At 45.8% G+C, this 22,251-nt stretch carries 15 protein-coding genes and 1 tRNA gene; 9 read left to right on the top strand and 7 right to left on the bottom strand.

Going from position 1 to position 22,251, the window contains the following annotated elements:
* Positions 1 to 73: 73 nt before the first annotated feature.
* Positions 74 to 2,371 carry a T9SS type A sorting domain-containing protein gene (locus HHL16_RS01030; RefSeq protein WP_169423286.1) on the bottom strand — a complete coding sequence of 766 codons (2,298 nt, stop codon included), beginning with the start codon at positions 2,369 to 2,371 and terminating at the stop codon, positions 74 to 76.
* Positions 2,372 to 2,513: 142 nt separating this feature from the next.
* On the opposite strand from HHL16_RS01030, the gene HHL16_RS01025 reads away from it, so the two are divergent.
* Positions 2,514 to 4,277: a PQQ-dependent sugar dehydrogenase gene (locus HHL16_RS01025; protein ID WP_169423285.1), complete on the top strand. Its 1,764-nt coding sequence runs from the start codon at positions 2,514 to 2,516 to the stop codon at positions 4,275 to 4,277.
* A 55-nt stretch (positions 4,278 to 4,332) separates the two neighbouring features.
* On the opposite strand, the gene fumC is transcribed toward HHL16_RS01025, so the two are convergent.
* On the bottom strand, positions 4,333 to 5,733 hold the full coding sequence (gene fumC, locus HHL16_RS01020; RefSeq protein WP_169423284.1) for a class II fumarate hydratase: 1,401 nt from the start codon (positions 5,731 to 5,733) through the stop codon (positions 4,333 to 4,335).
* A 49-nt stretch (positions 5,734 to 5,782) separates the two neighbouring features.
* Positions 5,783 to 6,796 (bottom strand): LacI family DNA-binding transcriptional regulator, encoded by a 1,014-nt coding sequence (locus HHL16_RS01015; protein ID WP_169423283.1) that lies wholly within the window; start codon positions 6,794 to 6,796, stop codon positions 5,783 to 5,785.
* A gap of 159 nt (positions 6,797 to 6,955) precedes the next feature.
* On the opposite strand from HHL16_RS01015, the gene HHL16_RS01010 reads away from it, so the two are divergent.
* The 3 genes from HHL16_RS01010 to HHL16_RS01000 are packed head-to-tail and all read left to right on the top strand — an operon-like array spanning position 6,956 to position 12,731.
* Entirely contained in the window at positions 6,956 to 9,016 is a 2,061-nt protein-coding gene (locus HHL16_RS01010) for an alpha-L-fucosidase (protein ID WP_169423282.1), read from the top strand.
* 38 nt (positions 9,017 to 9,054) lie between these two features.
* A complete protein-coding gene (locus HHL16_RS01005; protein WP_169423281.1) occupies positions 9,055 to 11,304 on the top strand; it encodes a glycoside hydrolase family 95-like protein in 2,250 nt (749 codons plus the stop codon).
* Between the two features lie 5 nt (positions 11,305 to 11,309).
* The gene (locus tag HHL16_RS01000; protein ID WP_169423280.1) at positions 11,310 to 12,731 is read left to right on the top strand and encodes an alpha-L-fucosidase; all 1,422 of its coding nucleotides are present in this window, start codon (positions 11,310 to 11,312) and stop codon (positions 12,729 to 12,731) included.
* A gap of 5 nt (positions 12,732 to 12,736) precedes the next feature.
* Here HHL16_RS01000 and HHL16_RS00995 read toward each other — a convergent pair whose 3' ends face one another.
* From HHL16_RS00995 to gltX, 4 genes are all read right to left on the bottom strand, one after another.
* On the bottom strand, positions 12,737 to 13,261 hold the full coding sequence (locus HHL16_RS00995) for an SMI1/KNR4 family protein (protein WP_169423279.1): 525 nt from the start codon (positions 13,259 to 13,261) through the stop codon (positions 12,737 to 12,739).
* 159 nt (positions 13,262 to 13,420) lie between these two features.
* Complete coding sequence (locus HHL16_RS00990; protein WP_169423278.1) at positions 13,421 to 14,197, bottom strand: enoyl-CoA hydratase-related protein; 777 nt, start codon at positions 14,195 to 14,197, stop codon at positions 13,421 to 13,423.
* 23 nt (positions 14,198 to 14,220) lie between these two features.
* Positions 14,221 to 14,628: a cobalamin B12-binding domain-containing protein gene (locus HHL16_RS00985; protein ID WP_169423277.1), complete on the bottom strand. Its 408-nt coding sequence runs from the start codon at positions 14,626 to 14,628 to the stop codon at positions 14,221 to 14,223.
* Between the two features lie 18 nt (positions 14,629 to 14,646).
* Positions 14,647 to 16,182 (bottom strand): glutamate--tRNA ligase, encoded by a 1,536-nt coding sequence (gltX, locus tag HHL16_RS00980; protein WP_169423276.1) that lies wholly within the window; start codon positions 16,180 to 16,182, stop codon positions 14,647 to 14,649.
* 57 nt (positions 16,183 to 16,239) lie between these two features.
* Here gltX and HHL16_RS00975 point away from each other — a divergent pair, with 57 nt between their 5' ends.
* From HHL16_RS00975 to HHL16_RS00955, 5 genes are all read left to right on the top strand, one after another.
* Positions 16,240 to 17,172, top strand: a complete 933-nt coding sequence (locus HHL16_RS00975; protein ID WP_169423275.1) for a DUF6569 family protein — start codon at positions 16,240 to 16,242, stop codon at positions 17,170 to 17,172.
* 53 nt (positions 17,173 to 17,225) lie between these two features.
* Complete coding sequence (locus HHL16_RS00970) at positions 17,226 to 17,903, top strand: polysaccharide deacetylase family protein (protein ID WP_169423274.1); 678 nt, start codon at positions 17,226 to 17,228, stop codon at positions 17,901 to 17,903.
* A gap of 368 nt (positions 17,904 to 18,271) precedes the next feature.
* Positions 18,272 to 19,048, top strand: a complete 777-nt coding sequence (locus HHL16_RS00965; protein ID WP_169423273.1) for a TatD family hydrolase — start codon at positions 18,272 to 18,274, stop codon at positions 19,046 to 19,048.
* Between the two features lie 30 nt (positions 19,049 to 19,078).
* Positions 19,079 to 19,165 (top strand) — tRNA-Ser (locus HHL16_RS00960).
* 114 nt (positions 19,166 to 19,279) lie between these two features.
* Positions 19,280 to 21,931: a metallophosphoesterase gene (locus tag HHL16_RS00955; RefSeq protein WP_169423272.1), complete on the top strand. Its 2,652-nt coding sequence runs from the start codon at positions 19,280 to 19,282 to the stop codon at positions 21,929 to 21,931.
* Positions 21,932 to 22,251: the final 320 nt, after the last annotated feature.

Below are 22,251 nucleotides of genomic sequence, written 5' to 3'. Positions count from 1 at the left end.
CATAACAAAGGGTAACTCGCTCGTGCTGGTTACCCTTTTTCTTTGTATTTGTAAAACTAAACTAATGAGACAATCAGTGGGTGCTGTTGGTTTTGAGCACCTGCTTATTGATTACTTTTTCTCCCACCTGTATGCGAAGTACATACACACCGCTGCTGAGCTGGCCGAGATTGCGAAGGAATATATCGTTTTGTCCCTGAGCCAGATTCACTGAAAGCTGTTTCACCGTTCTTCCGTAGAGATCGATCAAACGAATATCTGCTTTACCTTTCTCTGGAGTGATGATATCGAAATTGATCTGACTGCTGAATGGATTGATCAGATTGCGCAAAGCAAACTCAGGCTTTGTACTCAGCAGAATGATCTTGCTGTAGCTTTTTGCTTCTGCTTCCACAATTCTGAGCCGGTAATAATTGCTGCCTGCCGATGCTTTGGTATCCGTGTAAGTGTAGCTGGAGCCTGCGTTTGGTGCGACGCCATTCACTGTAGCGATCTTTACGAAATCCCGTCCGTCTGTACTGCGTTCCACTTCATAAACAGTATGCTCCGTTTCATTCTCTGTTTTCCATTTCAGATTGGCGGCTCCGTTCACCAGCTGTCCGGTAAAGCCGAGCAGTTTGGTAGGAAGGATGGTACACTCATCTACTTTTATCTGAATGGTAGTTACGTTGAGGAATGAACAATCCTGTTCTCCAAGATTGGCTACAGTACTCGCTACGCGGAACCGATACTTTGTTCCGTTGTCAGACTGACTGGCAACGAATCTTGGATATACTGCCCTGTATTCGTACTGCCCATTGCCATCGGGTGTGGCAGTGCTGCTACCTGTTACGCCGGTGTTCTGCCAGGAGAGTCCGCCATCAGTGCTTCGCTCCCAGGTCCACTCTGTGTAGTTGTCGAAGAACGAACGTACCAGACAGGAGATGTCTACATTATTGCCTCTGCAGACTTGTGTGGTTGCAGAAGGCAGCATGGTGAGATTGGGATTGCAGGTTACGAGTGCGATATCATCGATGGCCCAGTCGTTACCGCCGCCGCCGGAGGCGTTGTTGCGGATGGAGATCACAATGTTTTGCTGTGTAGGACCGGTTTTGAACATGAAGCCTTTTTTTATCCAGCCCACAGTATCAACCATGCCCGATGAATAACGATCGATATCGTCGATCGCAAATGTAAGATTGGGCATAACACCCGGTTTCATTGTTTGCGTACCATTCTGATCGATACCACAATTGGTACAGACATTTCTTACCCAAAGCGAAAACTCGTAGGAAGTATTAGGACAAAGACCGGTTATATTTTGTCGGTACGCTTCACCTGTTGCATAATCGGAATTCACTACCAGCATGTATCCTCCTGTTGCATTGGGTGCGGTGGGATCGTTGCCTGCAGGTGTGGTACTGCCTGTATGATCTCCGATGATATCCCAGTGGCCACCGAACATCCGGTTGCCACATGCCAGCACATTGGGAGGTGTGGTGCTCCCACAGTTAGGTTTCTTTAATGCGTTTCTGTATGTACTTGCTCTCGGAGAGAGATTGTTTACGATGGTGTAGTATCCGTCGTTGATTTCACTGCTCGGTGTAAGTGTGCGTCTGGTGTATCCCGGAACAGGAAGGTCGGTAGGAAGTACATCGCGGTTCTGTGAATTTCCGCTACCAAATGTTCCACCAAACTCAGCTGCAAAGTTTTTACCCACTGCATTTTCGCAGATCGGTGTGTTCTGTGAGATAACGATCTTGTATCGGATTGCATTTACAATTTGATCGGTCCCTGAACTGGAAGAGTTGATGGTTTTGTATTTCAGCTTTCCGGCACCAAGTGTGATAATATCTCCGATGGCGCCCGTTACTTTTACGCGAAATGCAGTGGTGATAAGCGTTCCGCCTGCTACAAGAGGCTTATGTGTGCCGGGTTTAACATTACCGCCACCGGTTGCCTGGTCTGTAGAAAGTGTACCTACGTTCGATGTATTGATTCCGATATTGATGCGGATGTTGAACTCAGAGGCACCTGGAGCGGCTTTATAGGCAGCAGGATCATCGCCGGAAGCAGCTGTATAATTGTTTACGATCAACCCTTCATTGGTGATCAGCCTGATGCCTTCCGAAGGAAGAAAAGTAGTTCCAGTTGGAATATTATCCACGTAACGCACGTAGTAAATATTTCCGCTGTTGAAACCTCCGGGAAAAAAATAGTTGGTTCTTATCTCCAGTGTATCACCTGGTTCAACGGTACCTCCCGTAGTTTTTTTCGTAAGATTCACATAACTGTTGCCGAATTTAACAACCGTCTGTGCGTCGGCGTTAGATATGCCGAAAAGGCAATAGCCGAAGATTAGAAGGGGTATACGGAGTAGATATTTTTTCATCGGTTTGGATCTGAGTTGCCTGTAAACATATACAAAAAGATGATCTTGATCAATCGTATATTTACTAGATATCATGTGAGTTTAGCTATTGATCAGTTCTGAAGGATTTGTATTTTGGTTTAGCATTTATCAAACCCTACCTATGAAAACCCCATTACTGGCTGGTTGTCTGCTCACATTACTCATTCCCGTTATGAGTGCCGCACAGGACGAACCCTTTTCGCTCAGGGTGCTCAATCAGGCGCCCGCCATTCCTGCCAATCGTTATAAACTGATGCATCCTTTCGATATAGTGTATGGCGCTGATAATTTTCTGTACATCACCGAGAAGCCCGGAAGAATTTCGCGGGTGGATACAGGAACCGGCATCCGAAAGATAATTCTCGATATTCAGGATGAAGTATACCTCAATATCAGCCGAAATGGAGGCGGAGGCGCTACCGATGTAAAACAGAATGGCATGCTGGGAATGGCGCTGCATCCGGGTTTCAGCCGAGTGCCTGGAAAAGATTCCATCTATGTTGCCTATAGTTACAGCAGTACCAGCCTCCGCATATCGCGTTTTCATTACAATGCTGCTACGCAAACCTGCGGCAATGAAACTGTTTTGCTGCAGGGCATCCCGGCCAATGTAGATCACAGTTCCGGCAGACTGATCATCGGCGGCGACGACTGCATTTATTATTCCTGTGGAGATCAGGGCAGCAATCAGTTCGGCAATAAATGCAAACAGATATTGTCGCAGGATATTCCTACTTCAACACAGATGCAGAATGGAGACTATCGGAATTATGCTGGTAAGATCCTTCGCATTGCAATGGATGGTTCCATCCCTGCAGATAATCCTGTATGGGGAGGTATACGCAGTCATGTTTTCACCATCGGGCATCGCAATCCGCAGGGACTGGTGTGGCAGAAAGAAGCGGGCAGCAGCGGTCCTTTTCCTACGCTGAAATCCGATGGCAGGTTGTACAGTTCCGAACATGGTCCCAATACAGATGATGAGATAAATATAATCGAAGGTGGCAAAAACTATGGATGGCCCTATATCGCAGGCGATACGGATAATATCAACTATCAATATGTCCGCTGGTTCGAAGCAAATAACTGCGGCTCTATCGGTTACGTGGAGAATTCGGCTTATGTTCCCAATGGTGCGTCTGTCACACTCGAAAAGAATGCTCCTGCCAGTGTAAAAAATAACTTCCGTAAGCCTATACGTGCAGTGTATACGGGATGCGGTTCCAACCCGGTTCAGCAATGCGAGGTGGCCAATGGTTACCTGAAATTCCCCACTATCGCACCATCGTCCATCGAGTTTTATGAGTTGAATATGGGCGCTGCCATTCCCGGATGGTATCCATCGCTGCTGGTTACAACGCTGAAGAAAGGAACTGTTTATCGTTACAAACTAGATCCCACGGGTACTACCATCATCAGCGATTCCATTCCTTATTTCAAATCTTACGACCGCTATCGCGATATCGCCTTGAGCCCAGATGGAAAAATATTTCTGATCACCGACAGCATTGGATCTACATCCGGGCCGAGCAGTCATAACCCATCCACACTGGATCATCGGGGAGCCATTCTCGTGTACAAATACACGGGGTCTTCATTGGGACTTCCGGAGCCTGAAACGCCCAACAGACCTGAACAAAAATTCAGTATCAGTATCTATCCCAATCCTGCATCGTCACAACTCAGCATTGCGATGTCGAAGGTGAAGCATCTTCCCATACAATATCAGTTGCATGATCTCGCAGGGAGAATGGTGCTGAGCGGTTCCACTTCCAAAGATCGAAACACGATCGCTGTAACGCCACTCCCGCGCGGGATGTACGTGCTCAGTCTGATCGATGCAAACGGAACGGAGCTTCGCCGCGAAAAGATCATTCTTCAGTAACAAAAAATGGCCGTGCAAATCAATGCACGGCCATCAGAAATATATCGCAGCAAAATTATCCGATTTTGCCAACCATTTGCTCTGGGATCACCCACTCATCGAACTGCTCTGGAGTTACGTAACCCAGGCGAACAGCTTCTTCTTTCAAAGTGGTTCCGTTCTTATGTGCGGTCTGTGCAATCTCAGCTGCTTTGTAGTAGCCGATCTTAGTGTTCAGCGCAGTTACCAGCATCAGTGAATTGTCTACATGCTTTTTGATATTGGCTTCGATTGGTTCGATGCCCACTGCACATTTATCGTTGAAGCTTACACAACCTTCGCCGATCAGACGGGCGCTGTGCAGGAAGTTGAAGATCATTACAGGTTTGAACACGTTCAGTTCAAAATGACCTGTAGCGCCACCGATATTGATGGTTACATCGTTACCCAGTACCTGTGCAGCGATCATGGTGAGCGCTTCACACTGCGTTGGGTTTACTTTTCCCGGCATGATGGAAGAACCGGGCTCATTGTCTGGAATGAACAGCTCTCCGATACCTGCGCGTGGACCAGAAGACAGCATACGAATATCATTCGCGATTTTCATCAGGCTTACCGCAACTGTTTTCAGTGCGCCATGTGATTCAACGATAGCGTCGTGAGCAGCAAGTGCTTCGAATTTGTTGGCAGCAGTGATGAAAGGAAGACCAGTGAGCTGTGCAATATGTTTTGCAACATTCTCAGAATAGTGAGGAGGCGTGTTGATGCCGGTTCCTACAGCGGTTCCGCCGAGTGCCAGCTCGCTGAGATGTGCCAGTGTGTTTTTGATAGCGCGGATACCGTGATCGAGCTGGGCTACGTAGCCACCGAACTCTTGTCCTACCGTAAGTGGTGTGGCATCCATGAAGTGAGTGCGGCCGATCTTCACCACATTCATGTATTTCTTACTCTTCTCTGCGAGTGTATTGCGCAGCTTCTCGATACCGGGGATAGTTACTTCCAGCAGCATTTTGTAAGCAGCGATGTGCATCGCAGTGGGGAATGTATCGTTGGATGATTGTGATTTGTTCACATCATCGTTCGGTGCGAGGAATTTTTCTTTGTCGGTGAGTTTGCCGCCTTTGATCACATGACCTCTGTAAGCGATCACTTCATTCACGTTCATGTTAGACTGGGTACCGGAGCCGGTTTGCCATACAACGAGAGGGAAGTAATCATCGAGTTTGCCTGCGAGGATCTCATCGCAAACCTGACCAATCAGTTCTGCTTTTTCTTTTGGCAGAACACCTGCATCCATATTGGTGAGTGCTGCTGCTTTCTTCAGGTACGCAAAAGCCCGGATGATCTCTTTCGGCATTCGGTTGATGTCCTGCGCAATTTTGAAATTATCTATGCTGCGTTGGGTCTGGGCGCCGTAGTACGCATCAACTGGCACCTTCACTTCTCCCATGGTATCTTTTTCGATCCGGTATTCCATATGCAAAATTTTGCGCAAAGTTAGGGAAATACCGGTCTGAACCATGGAATTAGTGGATGATCAGCTCACTTTTCAGCACGATATTCTCGTAGGGGGGAAGGGCCTCCCGTGCGCCGGGATCGAGCAGCTTGAACAGTAACTCCGCCGCCCTTGCTGCCTGCTCCATGGGAAATTGTTCCACAGAAGCGATCGGTGGAAAATCGAGGTAGTGCATAAAGGGAATATTGGCATAACTCACAAAGCAGATGTCTTTGTTTACGGTGAGTTTGCGCTGACGGGCATGATGGATCACATCCAGCGCCACATAATCGTTAAAGAGCAGCACCGCCGTAGGGCGCTTCTTCAACGCCAGCAGTTTGTCGAGCGCATTGGTATTGCCTTCGGTGGAAAGATCGGTGCTTACGATGAGGGCATTGTCTGGTTTTATATTGTGTTTGGCCAGTGCGTCGTGATAACCATTGAGCCTTTCGTTGCGGATGCTGAGGGTGGGCGGTCCCTGAATATAGCCGATGCGCTTATGGCCCTGCTTCACCAGAAAATCCACCGCTTCCACCGAGCTGTGATACAGGTTGCAGCTCACCGAGTGAACATCGGGCATATCGGGCACACGGTCGAAGAACACTACAGGAATGTCAAAATTTTTCAGCTGCTCGAAATGGTCGAAGCTGGTGGTATTCTTTGAAATGGAAGCCAGGATGCCATCTACGCGATGTTTCTTCATCGATTCTACCAGCGATTTTTCGCGGTTGAGATCATCGTGACTCTGACCGGTCAATACAATGTAATTATTGTTCAATGCTACATTGTCGATGGCGTTGATGGCGGCGGAGAAGAACTCTTCACGAAGATTGGGCAATATCACACCCAGCGTGAAAGTCTTGCGCTGCTTGAAGAAGATGGCAGTCTGATTAGGCTCATAGTTGAGCTCGGCAGCCAGCTTTTTCACCGCAGTTTTGGTACGAAGTCCAATGCTGTGATGATCGTGCAGCGCGCGCGAAACAGTGGAGATGGAAATGTTCAGGCGTTTGGCGATCTCTTTGATCGTGGGCATTTTCTTTTCCATATGCAGCAGTTGTGATTGCTGCAAGGTAGATAAAATAGCCAAGCAGCAGATGATGATCAAAAAATGTCTCTGAAAATCTGGATAATTTTACGATATTAGTTACCATCAATTGATCTGCTTGCTCTAGTTTTTATTAACAGAGTATTTAACCAACCAACTATGCAACACACTCCAGGCATGATGAAGTGGCTGTTCACTACAGCTATGCTTGCAACAGGCAGTTTATTCATGCGCCCTCTGGCCCAGGTAACCAAAACCAAAACGAGTTCCCAGCAAATGCAATGGTGGCGCGATGCGCGATTCGGAATGTTTATCCACTGGGGCCTCTATGCAGTGCCCGCAGGCGAATGGAATGGCCGAACCGACTATGGCGAATGGATCCGCAACAATGCACAGATCCCATTAACCACTTACGACAAATTTCTCCAACAGTTCAATCCCACAAAATTCAATGCCGATGAGTGGGTGAGCATGGCAAAGGATGCCGGCATGAAGTATCTCGTGATCACTACCAAACATCACGATGGTTATGCCAACTGGCCCACTGCCACATCTGATTTCAATCCGATGAACACGCCATTCAAAAAAGATGTGCTCAAAGAACTGGCTGATGCCTGCGCCAAACACGGCGTTCAGCTTTGCTTTTATTATTCGATCATGGACTGGCATCATCCGGATTACCTGCCGCGCCGCGACTGGGAATCGGACCGTTCTACCGAAGGTGCAGACTTCAGCCGCTACGTGAGTTACATGAAAGCGCAACTCAAAGAACTGCTCACCAATTACGGAAAGATCGGTGTGCTCTGGTTCGATGGAGAATGGGAAGATACCTGGACCCACGAACAGGCAAAAGATCTTTATCAATACATCAAAGGATTTCAACCAGACATCATCATCAACAACCGCATCGATAAAGGAAGATCGGGCATGGCGGGCCTCACCAAAGCCGGCGATTTTGTCGGCGACTACGGAACGCCCGAACAGGAGATCCCCGCTACCGGATTTCCCGGCGTTGATTGGGAGAGCTGCATGACCATGAATCAGAACTGGGGATACAACAGCCACGACAATAACTGGAAATCCGCTGAGGATCTCGTTCACAAACTCATCGAAACATCTTCCAAAGGCGGCAACTATTTGCTGAATGTTGGCCCCACTGCAGAAGGAGTTTTTCCGCAGGCAAGCATCGAACGGCTGCGCGATATAGGCAAATGGATGAGCGTAAACAGTGCCTCCATCTACAATACACAGGCAAGTCCGTTTAAGAATTTCAGGAACGGCTATTGCACGCAACAAGCCATTCCCAGCGGAACGCGTTTGTTCTTCCACGTTACCAAATGGCCGGAAGATGGCAACCTGCAGCTTCCTTCCTTCGGAAACAATATTTCAAAAGTGTATGCACTGGCTGATAATAAATCATTGAAATACACCAAACAATCATTCGGTAATCTCATCAGCCTGGCAGAAGTGACCAAACAACCTTTTGCCACGGTGATTGCGGTAGAGATCAAAGGCAAGCCCATCGTTTATGCAGAACCCACCATCGATGCCAATGCCAGCATATTCACCGATCAGTTGCTTGTTCAGTTCGGAAGCAAAGTACCAGGATCTGTTGTGTACTTCACTACCAACGGAAAAGATCCGGTAAGCACATCACAACAGGGACGCAGTGTGATACTCAGAAAATCTTCTGTAGTGAAAGCAGCTGTATTCCTCAATGGCAAAAGGATCTCCGAAATTGCCACTGCGAATTTTGATAAAGTTAGTCCCGTTGCAGCCATGGACCTGAATCTTACCAATGGAGGATTGCAATTTGCATCCTACGAAGGCCGATGGGATTCCATTCCAGAATTTGCAAAACTGTCGCCTGCTGCTATGGGCACACTCGCCAATTTCGATATCAGCATGAAGCGCGGAAAGAACGACTACGGATTTGTTTTTGACGGATACATCAGAATTCCGGTTGATGGCATCTATACTTTCTATCTTACCTCCGACGATGGAAGCCGCATGTTCATCGATGGCAAACCACTCGTAGACAACAATGGCCTGCACGGTGAAATAGAAAAAGGAAATGATATCCCACTCGGCAAAGGGTTCCATTCCATCAAAGTGCAATATTTTCAGAGTGGAGGCGGGGACAATCTCGAAGTACATTGGAAAGGACCCGGCATTCCGAAAATGCGGATTCCGGATGTTGTGTTATATCGTGAAAACTAGTGTGTCAAACACTTAACTTCGTTACATAATCCTTCTTTATGAGATCTGTGTTGTGGATGCTCCTCCTGTTGGGAAACGCTGCGGCTGCGCAGGTGAATGAATCGCATTTTCTACGCATGAAGCAGATGCCCAAACAATGGGATGAGGCAATGCCCATCGGCAATGGCTGGCTCGGCGCATTGATCTGGCAACACGGTGATAAGATCAGACTTTCATTAGACCGGATCGATCTGTGGGATGACAGACCCATGCCACAGATCGACCGGCTCAAATATAACTGGGTGCATCAGCAGGTGTTGAAAGGCGAGTACGATACTGTTCAGAAACTCGGTGATCAGCCTTACGATGTAAATGCTGCGCCCTGTAAGATTCCTGCTGGAGCCATTGAATTTTCTTTTCCTGCAAACAGTAAAACAGATAGTGCCGAACTCGACATCCAAAATGGATTGAGCACCATTTATTTTTCCGGAGGAAGAAAATTTCGCAGCTATGTTCAGGCAACAAAGCAGGAAGGATATTTCGGATGGGTAGGTGTACCGGAATCAGAGTTTACGTCATTGCTTCCTTCTGTAATACCACCGACTTATCAGGGGGAACAAATATCAGGTAACAGTCACAACGGTCAAAGCCTCAGCAGGCTTGGTTATCCGAAAGGAACTATTACAAAAACTGCCCATGGCTACCGATACCATCAGCCCACTTACAATGGACATTATTACGAGCTGTTGGTCAACTGGCAGGAAATAAGAGGGGCGCTTGTTGGAGCCTGGACTATCAGTATCGATAAACCTGCTTCACTCTCAAAAATCGATGGTGTTCTGGGTGCAGACATCTGGAAGGAGCACAGCAAGTGGTGGGATGATTTCTGGAGCCGCTCTTCCATCTCTATTCCCGATACATTACTGGAGAAACAGTACTATCTCGATATGTACAAGTTTGCCTGCGTTGCGCGCAACAATACGCCGCCCATTTCTCTGCAAGCCATCTGGACTGCAGACAATGGAAAACTGCCGCCATGGAAAGGAGATTATCACCACGATCTCAATACCGAACTGAGTTACTGGCCCGGTTATGCATCCAACCACACCGACCTCACTGCAGGTTTCACCAACTGGCTCTGGAAGATCAGGGAAGAGAACAAACGCTGGACAAAACAATATTTCGGAACCGACGGATTGAACGTTCCCGGTGTAACCACTATCAGCGGCAAACCAATGGGAGGATGGATTCAATACTCCATGTCGCCGACCACAGTTTGCTGGGTTGCACAGCATTTCTATCAGCAATGGAAGTACAGCGGTGATGATCAGTTTCTGCTGACACGTGCTTATCCTTACATCAAAGAAGCTGCGATCTATCTCGAACAGATCACCAAAGTGCAGAAGGGCCCAAGGATGCTGCCATTGAGCTCCAGCCCTGAATACAACGATAATGATATCACAGCCTGGTTTAAAGTATGGACCAATTATGATCTCGCACTTGCGAAATCTCTCGCGGGCAACGCACGTGAAATGGCGCTGAAAGCCGGTGCCAAAACCGATGCTGTGAGATGGTCGAAATTGCTTGCCGGATTACCTGCCCTTTCGATCAATGAAACGGGCCTCACCATCGCACCCGGAACGAATATGAAACATTCGCACCGGCACATGAGCGCGTATATGGGTATTCATCCTTTGGGGTTGGTAAAAACAGAAAATGCATTGGACAGCATCACCATCGAAAAGTCATTTAATCATCTCCGCAGTCTTGGTACAGGCGAATGGGTTGGCTATTCTTTTGCATGGATGGGAAACCTCTATGCGCGTACATTACAGGGCGACAGTGCCCTTCGTCAGTTGCAGATCTTCGCATCGAATTTTGTTTCGTCCAACAGCTTCCATTTGAATGGTGATCAGAAAGGAGGGCAATATTCTCATTACACCTACAGGCCTTTTACGCTCGAAGGAAACTTTGCTTTTGCGCAAGGCATCCATGAAATGCTGCTGCAAAGCCATCGCGGGTATATCGAAATATTTCCTGCATTGCCTTCCAGCTGGAACAACGTATCTTTCAGCAAGCTCCGTACCGAAGGCGGTTTTCTCGTCAGCGCCCGAAAAGAGAACGGCGTAGAATACGATCTAACTATCGCGGCTACCCGAAATGGAGTAGCGCGTATCAAAAAGCCCCGCCACTTTCACACCTGGATCGTAGAAGGCATAGCCCACAAAAATGTTCTTTTGAAAGATAACATCTTTGTAATTCCCATGAAAAAGGGACAAACTATCCGAATCGTCAACGGATTTGAATAAAACATATGCTGCGAACCACCATCACTACGCTTCTGATTGTACTCACCTGTATGAGTGGTGAGGCACAACTTGTTGAGCAGGTTGGCCCTGTTCCATCCACCAAGCAAATGAAATGGCAGGAGATGGAATACTACTTCTTCATGCATTTCGGGCCCAATACTTTCAGTGACCTCGAATGGGGAACGGGAAAGGAAGCTGCCGGCATCTTCAATCCAACTGCGCTCGATTGCAGACAGTGGGCACGCATTGCACGCGATGCAGGCGCCAAGGGCATCATCATCACCGCCAAACATCACGATGGATTCTGTCTCTGGCCTAACCAGTACAGCAACTATACTGTTTCTGAAAGCCCCTGGAAAAATGGACGTGGTGATGTGCTGAAAGAATTGTCAGATGCATGTTCCAGCTACGGCATTAAATTCGGCGTGTATATCTCTCCATGGGATCGCAATCATCCTGATTACGGAACCGACGACTACAATAATATTTATGTGCGCAGCATGACGCAGCTGCTGCACAACTACGATGAGATTTTCGAGCTCTGGTGGGATGGCGCCAATGGCGAAGGTCCCAATGGCAAAAAACAGCAATACGATTTTCCGCGATTCGAAAGAACAGCTCGCATGCTTGCTCCGCAAGCTGTGATCTTCAGCGATATTGGTCCGGATATACGATGGGTAGGAAACGAAAAAGGCATTGCAGGCACTACCAACTGGAGTTTGCTCGATACTACCGGATTCTCCCGCGGAATCGGCGCCCCTCCCAACGATACGCTGAACATGGGCAACATAAACGGCAAGAACTGGATACCTGCTGAATGCGATGTATCCATTCGTCCGGGTTGGTTCTGGCACGCCAATGAAGACTCGCTGGTGAAATCCGGCAAAGAACTGATGAAGATCTACATGACATCCGTAGGGCGTGGCGCTGCGCTGCTGCTGAATGTGCCACCTGATCGTCGTGGTTTGATCGCTGCACCTGATTCTGCATCGCTGATGGCCTTCAAAGATTTGCGCGAAGCATGCTTCAAAACCAATCTGGCACAGCGTTCCAGAGTAACGGTGTCCAGCTCGCGTGCGGGTTACCTGCCCTCATTGCTGGTAGACGGATTCAGATTCTCTCACTGGGCACCACTCAAAGATTCCCTGACCTGCTCCATCGAACTGGAGCTGGAAACACCGAAACAGTTCAATACAATCATGTTGCAGGAATACATCGAAGCCGGACAGCGCATCGAAGCATTTACAGTAGAAGCGTTGAATGATAGTACGTGGGTGCCTGTAACGCAGGGAACAACGGTGGGGTATAAGCGAATTCTTCAATTCCCCCGGCAACTGACACAGAAAGTGAGGGTGTCGATCACGAAAGCGAAAGCAAGCCCTATTCTGGGCGAGATTCAGTTATTCGATTGTCCGGATTATCAGTAATGTTCTTAGTACCGGATTGCATCATAAGGCGAAAAAGTCGCCTGCAGTGGTGATCTGGTAAATTGCATTACACTTTGTATTGTTGCTGCATTTGTAAGCTTGCTGATTAGTTCAGGGAGGCTATTCGCAACATGGGTAATGCTTACCGGAAAATTTGCCAGATAGATCGGCCACTCTCCATCTGCATTGGGATGATCCTTATCCCAAAAAAGAAACTCTCCGTTTTCACTTTTGGCAAAGGGTTCTGCACGCTGAAGCAGAGCATATGTTTTTTCGTCTTTCAGTATTTCAAGATCTATGTCGAAGTATGCATCCAAAAAAGACCTGAGTCTTTTACGCGCAACGGGGAAGGAGTCGGGATGTTTGTCGTGAGGAGCCGGGAAAGGAATGTAGACGATGAACAGCCCACAGAGTAAGCCATAACCGAGCTCTTTGGCGAATTGTTGATAGGATGGCGGAAACTGTGTAAGTGCGTTTTCATCGCCAGTATGCCTGATCGGTTTCGTTATCTCCAGAATTTCTTCGTACATGGGTAAATGAGCATTAGATATGAACTTTCAATTTACAGCTACTGCTTTTGTCAGCAGGTAAATTTTTACATCAGCTTTGATCTGATCTTAAAAAAACAGATCGGAACTCTTTCGGGTTCCGATCATAACTTATCTTTTGCGTTACACGATTCCGAAGAATTATTTTCCTTTGAAATCTGCCTTTCTTTTTTCGAGAAATGCATTTACGCCTTCTTTCATGTCTTCAGTTGCGAAGCATTCTCCGAACTGTGCCACTTCATAATCATAGCCGCGTTTGCTGTGATCGAAATTGTTTACGCAGTCGATTACTTTGGTAAGTGCGATGGGCGCTTTGGAATTGATCAGCGTAAGAATTTCTTTCACGCGTGCAAGCAGATTTTCCTGCGGCACTACTTCATTAACGATACCCATGGTGAGGGCTTCCTGTGCGTTTACGGTGCGGCCACTCATCAGTAATTCCATGGCTCTGTTTTTGCCTACAAGCTGCACCAGACGCTGTGTTCCGCCGTATCCGGGGATCAGTCCGAGGTTCACTTCGGGTTGTCCGAATTTAGCGTTCTCTGCGGCGATCATGAAGTGACAGCTGAGTGCAAGCTCACATCCTCCACCCAATGCAAATCCGTTGATGGCTGCAACGATGGGCTTTGGTGAACGTTCGATACTGAAAAAAATATCATGGCCTTTCTTTGCGATAGCCATTCCTTCTTCTTTGCTCAATCCCATGAATTCGGTGATGTCGGCACCTGCAACAAATGCTTTGGGACCAGCGCCGGTAATGATGGCCGAGCGGATCGCAGGATTGTTGTAAATCTCTGCCACAGCCAGTCCCAGCTCCTCCATCACCGTTTTGTTGATGGCGTTCAGCTTATCAGGGCGATTGATGGTGATGGTGAAAATGCCATCTTCAAGGCTGGTAAGTAAGGTTTGATATGACATGATGCAATTGATTTAAAAGTTGATCAGAAACTGCGATGCTCTTTTACCCAGTCAGTGATGTAACTGGAGATGTCTGCTGTGGAAGTTCCGGGCGCAAACAATTTGCCAACGCCCAGGGCATTGAGCTGCTGCATATCGTCTTCGGGAATGATGCCGCCGCCTGTGAGCAGTACATCATCCATACCCTTGTCTTTCATGAGCTGAATTACTTTCGGAAATACGGTCATGTGCGCACCAGAGAGAATACTGATGCCGATGGCATCGACGTCTTCCTGCAATGCAGCGCTGACAACCATTTCAGGCGTTTGACGCAGACCGGTGTAGATCACTTCCATACCGGCATCGCGGAGAGCGGTGGCAATCACTTTGGCTCCGCGGTCATGGCCATCGAGGCCCACTTTGGCAACTAACACTCTGATGGGGCGAGACATACAATTTGATTTTTCATATTAAGCAAGATCCAGCTGCTTCAGTGCCTGCTGGATGCGGTGAATCGTTTCGTTCTTTCCGATGATGGCGGCAATATCAAATACACCAGGACCGAACTTTCCGCCAACCAGCATAATGCGCAATGGCATCATCAGTTCGCCGGGTTTGATATTGTGTTTTGCAGCGAGCTCTTTGAAGGCGGCTTCCTGCTCTGTGGCCTGGAATGCAGGTGCAGCTTCTATCTGGGCAATCGCGGCTTCGAAGAATGTTTTCTTCTCTGCATTCCACTTCGGGCGAACAGCATCGAGATCGAGTTGCTGCGGCGTTTCGAAGAAGAACTTCGATTGATCGTAGAAATCTGTGAGCAAGGTACAACGGTCTTTCACGAGCGTGATCACGGAGGAGAGCAGTGCATCATCTGCAATGTTCAGTCCGTTGTCTGCGAGTACACGCTTCACGTCGGGGAGAAGGCGTGCGGCATCAGAACGTTTGATCCATTCGTGGTTGAACCATTTGGCTTTCTCGAAATCGAATTTCGCTCCACCTTTGTGCACGCGGTCGATGGAGAACTTGCTGATCAGTTCTTCGATGGTGAAGATCTCCTGATCTGTTCCATCGTTCCAGCCGAGCATGGCCAGCATATTGATGAATGCTTCGGGCATGAAACCCAGTTCCCTGAAGCCTTTGGTGAGTTCTGTGGTTTTTGGATCGGTCCAGTTCATAGCGAAAACGGGGAAGCCTAAGCGATCGCCGTCGCGTTTGCTGAGCTTGCCGTTTCCATCGGGTTTCAGAATCAGCGGCAGATGCGCCCACTGAGGCATGGCATCTTCCCATCCCAGATATTTCCAGAGCAGTACGTGAACCGGAGAGCTGGGCAGCCATTCTTCTCCACGGAATGCGTGAGTGATCTTCATCAGATAATCATCCACTACAACGGCGAGGTGATAGGTAGGCATGCCATCGGCCTTCAGCAAAACCTTGTCGTCTACGAGTCCGGTATTGAAGCTTACTTCGCCACGGATCATATCGTTGAAAGTAACGGTTTCGTTTTCCGGCATGCGGATGCGGATCACGTGAGGCACGCCATCTTCCAGCAACGTTTCAGTTTCTTCGAGTGTAAGCGAACAGGAGTTGCGCATTTCGAGCCGCACATTGTGATCGTATTGAGGTGCAGGATTGGTTGCCGTTTTGAATCGCTCGCGCATGCTTTCCAGTTCTTCGGGTCTGTCGAATGCATAGTAAGCATGACCGCTTTTTACCAGTTGTTCGGCATATTGGCGGTAAAGTGATTTTCTTTCGCTCTGGCGATAAGGCGCGTATGGGCCGCCGGTTACAGGTCCTTCATCAGGTATCATGCCACACCATTGCAGACATTGAACGATGTAATCTTCAGCGCCGGGAACGAAACGGGTTTGATCGGTATCTTCAATACGCAGTACAAATTCGCCTGCATTATGCCGGGCAAAAAGATAATTGTACAGCACAGTACGAACGCCGCCCAGGTGAAGACCACCGGTGGGGCTTGGCGCAAACCTTACACGAACATTCTTATTCATAGGCGACAAAGATAAGGTTCCGGGTACTATTTTAGCAGAATGCTCGTTATTAGAAAGATGTCAAAAGGGCTGATCATACTGGTTTTGCTCTGCTGCGGGGCTGCATTGCAGGCCCAGCTGACCTATCAGACCCTGGTAGTGGACTACGACAGCGCCCATACCTATAAAAATCTTCAGATCATTCCGGTTCGTCAGAAAACCGGAGGTAGCGGTGGCGGAAGAGAAGCCATGCTCAGTCTCAGTAAAGGCCTTGCTTTGGGAACCGTAGTAGTTACCGAGAGAGGAACCGCGGCAACAGAGAATGTGCACTGGCTGCGGATCAACAATAATTCCGGACAACCCGTGTACATCGGTTCGGGAGAAGTGATCATGGGAGGAAGGCAGGACAGAATGGTAACGCGCGATACGGTACTCTTTCCATCAGAAAAAGATCAGTACGTACCTGTGATGTGTGTGGAAGAGGGAAGATGGAGCGACAAACAAAAGAAATTCGTATACAACAATTATGCGAATGCCAAGCTGCGAAAGGTATTGGGACAAACCAACAACCAGGTGCTGGTGTGGAAAGAGATTGACCGGCAGCTCGGCGCCAACGGCTTTCACTCAACTTCGCTGGCCTATCTGGCACAGCGGCACGATAAGCGGATGGTGCACCATCAGAACGATTACTTCAAGTTCTTCTCCGATAAATTCACAAGGGTAGACACCAATCTCGTTGGGTTTATCTGCATCAGTGGCGATAAAGTGATCGGCTGCGACGTGTATGCAGCAAAAGGATTATTCGATGCCTCCTTCGAACCATTGCTCTACGGTTACATCGAAGAAGCGCTGCTGCATGGACAGTCGCCGGTAGTTATCCAGTCTAAGATTATCGAATGGCTGGCGCCGATACTCACCGATGAAGAAAAGCAGAAAGAACACCTGAAGAAAAACGGAAAGATCTACAAACACGAAGGAAAGGTGATACATATCACCGGTTTTGGAGAATAACCTACAGGTATATCCCACCAAAATAGGATAACTTTACAGCAGACAATTCCGCTATGTTCTACCTTGTTAAAACACCGTGGTGGCTGAGGAAACTCTATCCATTATGTACATGGAAAATACCTGTGAAAAAGCAGGAGAAAATTCTGTACCTCACCTTTGATGATGGTCCGCATGCAGAGGCAACTCCCTACGTGCTCGATACACTGAAGCAGTGGAATGCAAACGCTACATTTTTCTGTATCGGAAAGAATGTGGTGGAGCATCCAGATCTGTACAGAAGGATACTCGATGAGGGGCATCGTACAGGCAATCATACCTGGCAGCATCTCAATGGATGGAAAACCCCCGATGCCAAATACATTGAAGACATACTGAAAACAACGAAGTATGTGGATGCTGATCTTTTTCGTCCACCTTACGGAAGAATCACACAGTTCCAGAGTAAAGTGCTTACAGGAGCTGCTACCTATAAAGATGCGGCGCGCAAATTCAGAGTAATAATGTGGGATGTACTGAGTGGCGATTTCGATCAGAAACTGACTGCGGAACGTTGTGCATTCAATGTAACGGCGAAGGCAGATTCCGGATCGATTGTTGTTTTTCATGATAGTGCGAAAGCATTGCCCAGAATGCGGGAAGCATTACCCAAAGTGCTGCAATATTTCACTGAAAAGGGATTCAGATTCGAAGCAATACCGGCAGAAACCGATAAAATCACCGACGAAAAATAGGAGAAAAGAAAGTTTAATTTGTTTTTAATCCGACTGAAAATTTGTCGGAAAGAGTGGCGAAGAGCTTGATGCAGAGTGGTTTTAAAAAAGTTGGGCCGGGGTAGAAACCCTGGCCCGTTTTTAATCCGTACCCTATGAAAACTGAATTAAAGGTATAAACTTTTTTGATTAATCCAAAGTAATTTCAGTGGGGTCGCAATTTGGAACTATGGCCTTATTCGGACACATTGTCGGATGTCAAAATTTTTGACGAAAGCCATGATTTATTTTTTTATATGAAGTTTTATTATTTCGGGTTTTATCCTTATATGTGCGCCTGAGCGCCGTAGTTATTTTACCCGATGAGAAATTTTATAGAATTTTGAAAAATGTCGTCAATACAAATTACTGATACTCATACTCATTTAAATTCAACGGAGTTCGATGCGGATCTTCCGCAGGTGATGGAGCGGGCAGCCGCAGAAGGTGTTACAAAATTTTATCTTCCCGGAATTGACAGCACAACCATCGATTCGATGTTGAAAACGGAGGCAGATTATCCCGGAAAATGTTTCGCCATGATGGGATTGCATCCCTGTTACGTGAAAGAGAATTACCTGGATGAGCTCAAATTGGTGGAGGACTGGCTGCAGAAACGCAGGTTCGCAGCAGTGGGCGAGATCGGCCTCGATTACTACTGGGATACCACGCATGTAGAGCAGCAAACCATTGCTTTTCACCGTCAGATAGAATGGGCATTGCAGTACGATCTGCCGATAGTGATCCATAGCCGGCAGGCCATGGACGATTGCATTCAGATCGTACGTGAACACCAGTTCGGGAAGCTTCGTGGCATTTTCCACTGCTTCAACGGAAATGCTGAACAGGCACAGCAGATCGTAGATGCAGGGTTTTATCTGGGCATCGGCGGAGTGCTCACCTATAAGAAATCGGGCGTAGCCGAAGCGCTCGCCAATATCTCGCTGGAGCATATGGTGCTGGAAACAGATGCGCCCTATCTCACCCCCGTACCATTCAGGGGCAAAAGGAACGAAAGCAGCTACCTGACCTATATCGCAGACAAGCTGGCCGAAGTAAAAGGCGTTAGCCGTGAGGCAATTGCAGAAATTACTTCTAAAAATGCTGAAAAAATATTCGGAAGCTAAGTAGGGAACCTGTATTTTTGCACCCCTTCCGGAGGAGTGCAGGAGTGGTTGAACTGGCACGCCTGGAAAGTGTGTATAGGAGAAATCCTATCAAGGGTTCGAATCCCTTCTCCTCCGCAAAAAAGGCTCACATGATTGTGAGCCTTTTTTTTATAGATTCGAATTTTGAAGGTGAAAGATAGTTTACTACCTTCTCAATGTCTTTATTAATTTTTCATCTTTATTATTCAAATGAGAATCGTCCAACTCTCCGATATACACCTCTCTAAAGAAAATCTAGTTGACCTCCGTAGCTTTTACATTGAGAGTTTAGTTGATGATCTAAAAAAATTTCATGAAAAAAGCCCCATTGATATTATCATTTTTTCAGGAGATTTACTAGACAAAGGAGGTGCTTCTTTAGGAGATAATCCTTATACTGTTTTTAATAATGAAATTATTGCGCCAATTACTAGTGCGCTTAACATTTCGCATGATCATATCCTTTTTCTGGCAGGTAACCATGACGTAAATCGTCAACAAATTGATAAGCGAATTGAATTTTACTTAGCTAAAAACCTAACTAGAGAATCTGCGAATGAAGAATTAATTGGAATGAGAGAGGAGTTTACAAATACAAATTCTCGGATAAGGCAGTTTAAAGAATTCGAAAAGGAGTTTCATGAAAAAAATACAAATTATAAGTTTTCGAATAATGAGTCAGTTACAATTGTACGTGTCGGAAATTTAAAATTTGGCATTGCTTTAATTAATGATTCATGGAGGTGCTCTTCAGAATTGAAGCAAGAGGAACATTTCATTGGAAGCAATCAATTGTTTAATGCAAAGCGCTATTTTAATAGCAATCAAACGGACATGAATATAGCTGTATTTCATCATCCTCTTGATGCAATAAATCCTGCCGAACGTGAAGAAGTCGAAAATATCTTAAAATCCCAAAACTTTGACGTAGCGTTTTTTGGCCACAGCCATCGATATCATGCAGATAGTATTTGGTCAGCAAGTGGAGGGTACCTCGCATTAAACGGCCGATCTGCATTTAGTCAAGCTAATGAAACGTCAAGCCTTTTCCAGCCAGGATATTGTATTCTTGATCTAAATGTCCAAGAGAAGTTATTTAGCATACATGCAAGAAAATTTATTAAGAATAGTGGTTTTCGCTTTGATAAGGATACCGATTCTTTGCCTGATGGGAAGTATGATGGGAAGTTGCCTAATAAAATTGAGTACTACAAGCTTGCTGAAGTTTCAAACAACGAAGATAAATCTTTACCTAATAGCTATACTGCAGATGTGCATCGAATAGTTAGTTTATTAATAGGAAAGTCAATTTATCCTAATCCATATGTGTTTGTACGGGAACTAATCCAAAATTCTGTGGATGCTTGCAACAGGGTTAGAGTAAAACAAACCCACAGTAATCCTAAAATAATAATTCGCCTAAATATGACGGAGAACTATTTTGAGGTAGAAGACGAAGGCGATGGAATGAGTAAGGAAATTATAAAAAATCATTTTTCTGTTATTGGAAAAAGTATTAGTCAAGAATTTAATGATAGTACTGGAAACTTTAATTTGATTTCAAGGTTTGGAATTGGTTTCATAAGCACCTTTATTGCAGCAGAGAAAGTAATTGTTTCAACCAAAAGTGACGAAGATGACCAAGTTATATTCGAGATTCAAGATGTGTTCAAAGGGTTTAATTATATAACACCAAGTGAAAGTAATAAGAAAAATATTTCTGGAACAACAATTCGTGTCTATTTAAAGAGGGAGTTTACTGTTCAAATGGCGTTTCAACATGCGCAAAGTTATTGTAGACATATTAGTAATCTCGAAATTTATATAAATGGGGCACGGTTTCAAAGTAATGAGAGCTGGAATACAGATGGATGTGTTTTTGAGTATTCAGATGTTAATGATAAATATGAACTCAGATTAGGAATTAGCGGTAATGCAAGAACAATCATTGCTTCAAACAGTGGTTTCTTAATCTCGCATCTATCTCACACCATATTACCATTTAGGTTTCCCCAAATCATTTGTGGGGAAGTCAATTTTAAGCCTAAGGCCATTGATTTTGATGTTTCAAGAAGTAATGTTATAGCCTCTCCCAAGTCAGAAGCATTTCGTAAAGAGATATCAATTGCATTAAGAAAATTATTCAGACTAGTTCTAGAAAGTGACGCAATAGAAATTAAGAGAGCTGTAATGAACTATCTGCATTATTATTTGCAGTATTATGATACTAATTATGTTCAGGTTGAGCAGTCATATTCTGATTTTTATTCAAAAAAAGAGTTGCTTTCTCTTTGCAGTGAATATACTTTAGTAAAATATCACGGGATGCCTGTTAGCTTTCTAAGGGTTATTCAAGAAATTAAGAAACTTAATATTACAAACGTTTATATCAACTCCAAATTTGTCAGCAGTGAATATGAATTAATCGTTTCTCAATATTTAGAAGATATGGGAAATTTGGTTATAGAAAATAACACCATAAATGTTCAATTCTGGGATGGTTCGCAGCCAGTTAGTTTGTCTAGTGTTCTTCAGCTGTTGTGTTCAGAACATGGGATGGTATTGACAGAGATTTCAGAAGTGAACGGATATCTGATAGATGATATGAAAATGGATAAAAACCAATTCCCAGATCAGTTACGACGACATATATCATTGATTGAAAGTCGTTTAGGAATATCTATAGAAGTTGGTAAATTCAATAAGACAACCAAGCCATCTGTTAATAATGGAAGCCAATATTTCCTAAATTTTGGACATGAAACTTTTGATTCATTAATTTCTAAAGAGGAGAATATACAAGATGATTTGTTTCAAATTTATCTTCTAGGCTTGCTAGGTCTAAAAATGGATTATCAATAAATAATGACGACTAAGGTCGTATTATGGCTAGCTCAGAAAAACTAGGGGCGACTGCCTCTATTCGAAACTGTATTTTTGGACAGGTCGAATTTTGCTTTGAGGATTCAGTTTCTAGGCCTCAAAGTAGTTAAATTCATGGCCATAAACATTCTCTGATATTCAAGATTTAAAAAGAATAGATTACCTCCAATAGTAACCTTTGTTTAATTAATGTTTCGACCCTGAAATTTGTAAAGATTGATGGCATTAGATTAGCCGGGTTTGTTAGCCATAAACTCCCCCATTATAGTAACTAATCTACGAATATCCCTTCGCCTAAG

The organism is Pseudoflavitalea sp. G-6-1-2, assembly GCF_012927185.1.
Taxonomy (GTDB): Bacteria; Bacteroidota; Bacteroidia; order Chitinophagales; family Chitinophagaceae; genus Pseudobacter.
Note: the sequence above shows the minus strand (reverse complement) of the source record. Positions and strands in the feature narration are given on the sequence as shown.

Bases quoted from the DNA above. Each gene is read 5' to 3' on its own strand.
- HHL16_RS01030 (WP_169423286.1), bottom strand. From the start codon at position 2,371: ATGAAAAAATATCTACTCCGTATACCCCTTCTAATCTTCGGCTATTGC.
- HHL16_RS01025 (WP_169423285.1), top strand. From the start codon at position 2,514: ATGAAAACCCCATTACTGGCTGGTTGTCTGCTCACATTACTCATTCCC.
- fumC (WP_169423284.1), bottom strand. From the start codon at position 5,733: ATGGAATACCGGATCGAAAAAGATACCATGGGAGAAGTGAAGGTGCCA.
- HHL16_RS01015 (WP_169423283.1), bottom strand. From the start codon at position 6,796: ATGGAAAAGAAAATGCCCACGATCAAAGAGATCGCCAAACGCCTGAAC.
- HHL16_RS01010 (WP_169423282.1), top strand. From the start codon at position 6,956: ATGCAACACACTCCAGGCATGATGAAGTGGCTGTTCACTACAGCTATG.
- HHL16_RS01005 (WP_169423281.1), top strand. From the start codon at position 9,055: ATGAGATCTGTGTTGTGGATGCTCCTCCTGTTGGGAAACGCTGCGGCT.
- HHL16_RS01000 (WP_169423280.1), top strand. From the start codon at position 11,310: ATGCTGCGAACCACCATCACTACGCTTCTGATTGTACTCACCTGTATG.
- HHL16_RS00995 (WP_169423279.1), bottom strand. From the start codon at position 13,261: ATGTACGAAGAAATTCTGGAGATAACGAAACCGATCAGGCATACTGGC.
- HHL16_RS00990 (WP_169423278.1), bottom strand. From the start codon at position 14,197: ATGTCATATCAAACCTTACTTACCAGCCTTGAAGATGGCATTTTCACC.
- HHL16_RS00985 (WP_169423277.1), bottom strand. From the start codon at position 14,628: ATGTCTCGCCCCATCAGAGTGTTAGTTGCCAAAGTGGGCCTCGATGGC.
- gltX (WP_169423276.1), bottom strand. From the start codon at position 16,182: ATGAATAAGAATGTTCGTGTAAGGTTTGCGCCAAGCCCCACCGGTGGT.
- HHL16_RS00975 (WP_169423275.1), top strand. From the start codon at position 16,240: ATGTCAAAAGGGCTGATCATACTGGTTTTGCTCTGCTGCGGGGCTGCA.
- HHL16_RS00970 (WP_169423274.1), top strand. From the start codon at position 17,226: ATGTTCTACCTTGTTAAAACACCGTGGTGGCTGAGGAAACTCTATCCA.
- HHL16_RS00965 (WP_169423273.1), top strand. From the start codon at position 18,272: ATGTCGTCAATACAAATTACTGATACTCATACTCATTTAAATTCAACG.
- HHL16_RS00955 (WP_169423272.1), top strand. From the start codon at position 19,280: ATGAGAATCGTCCAACTCTCCGATATACACCTCTCTAAAGAAAATCTA.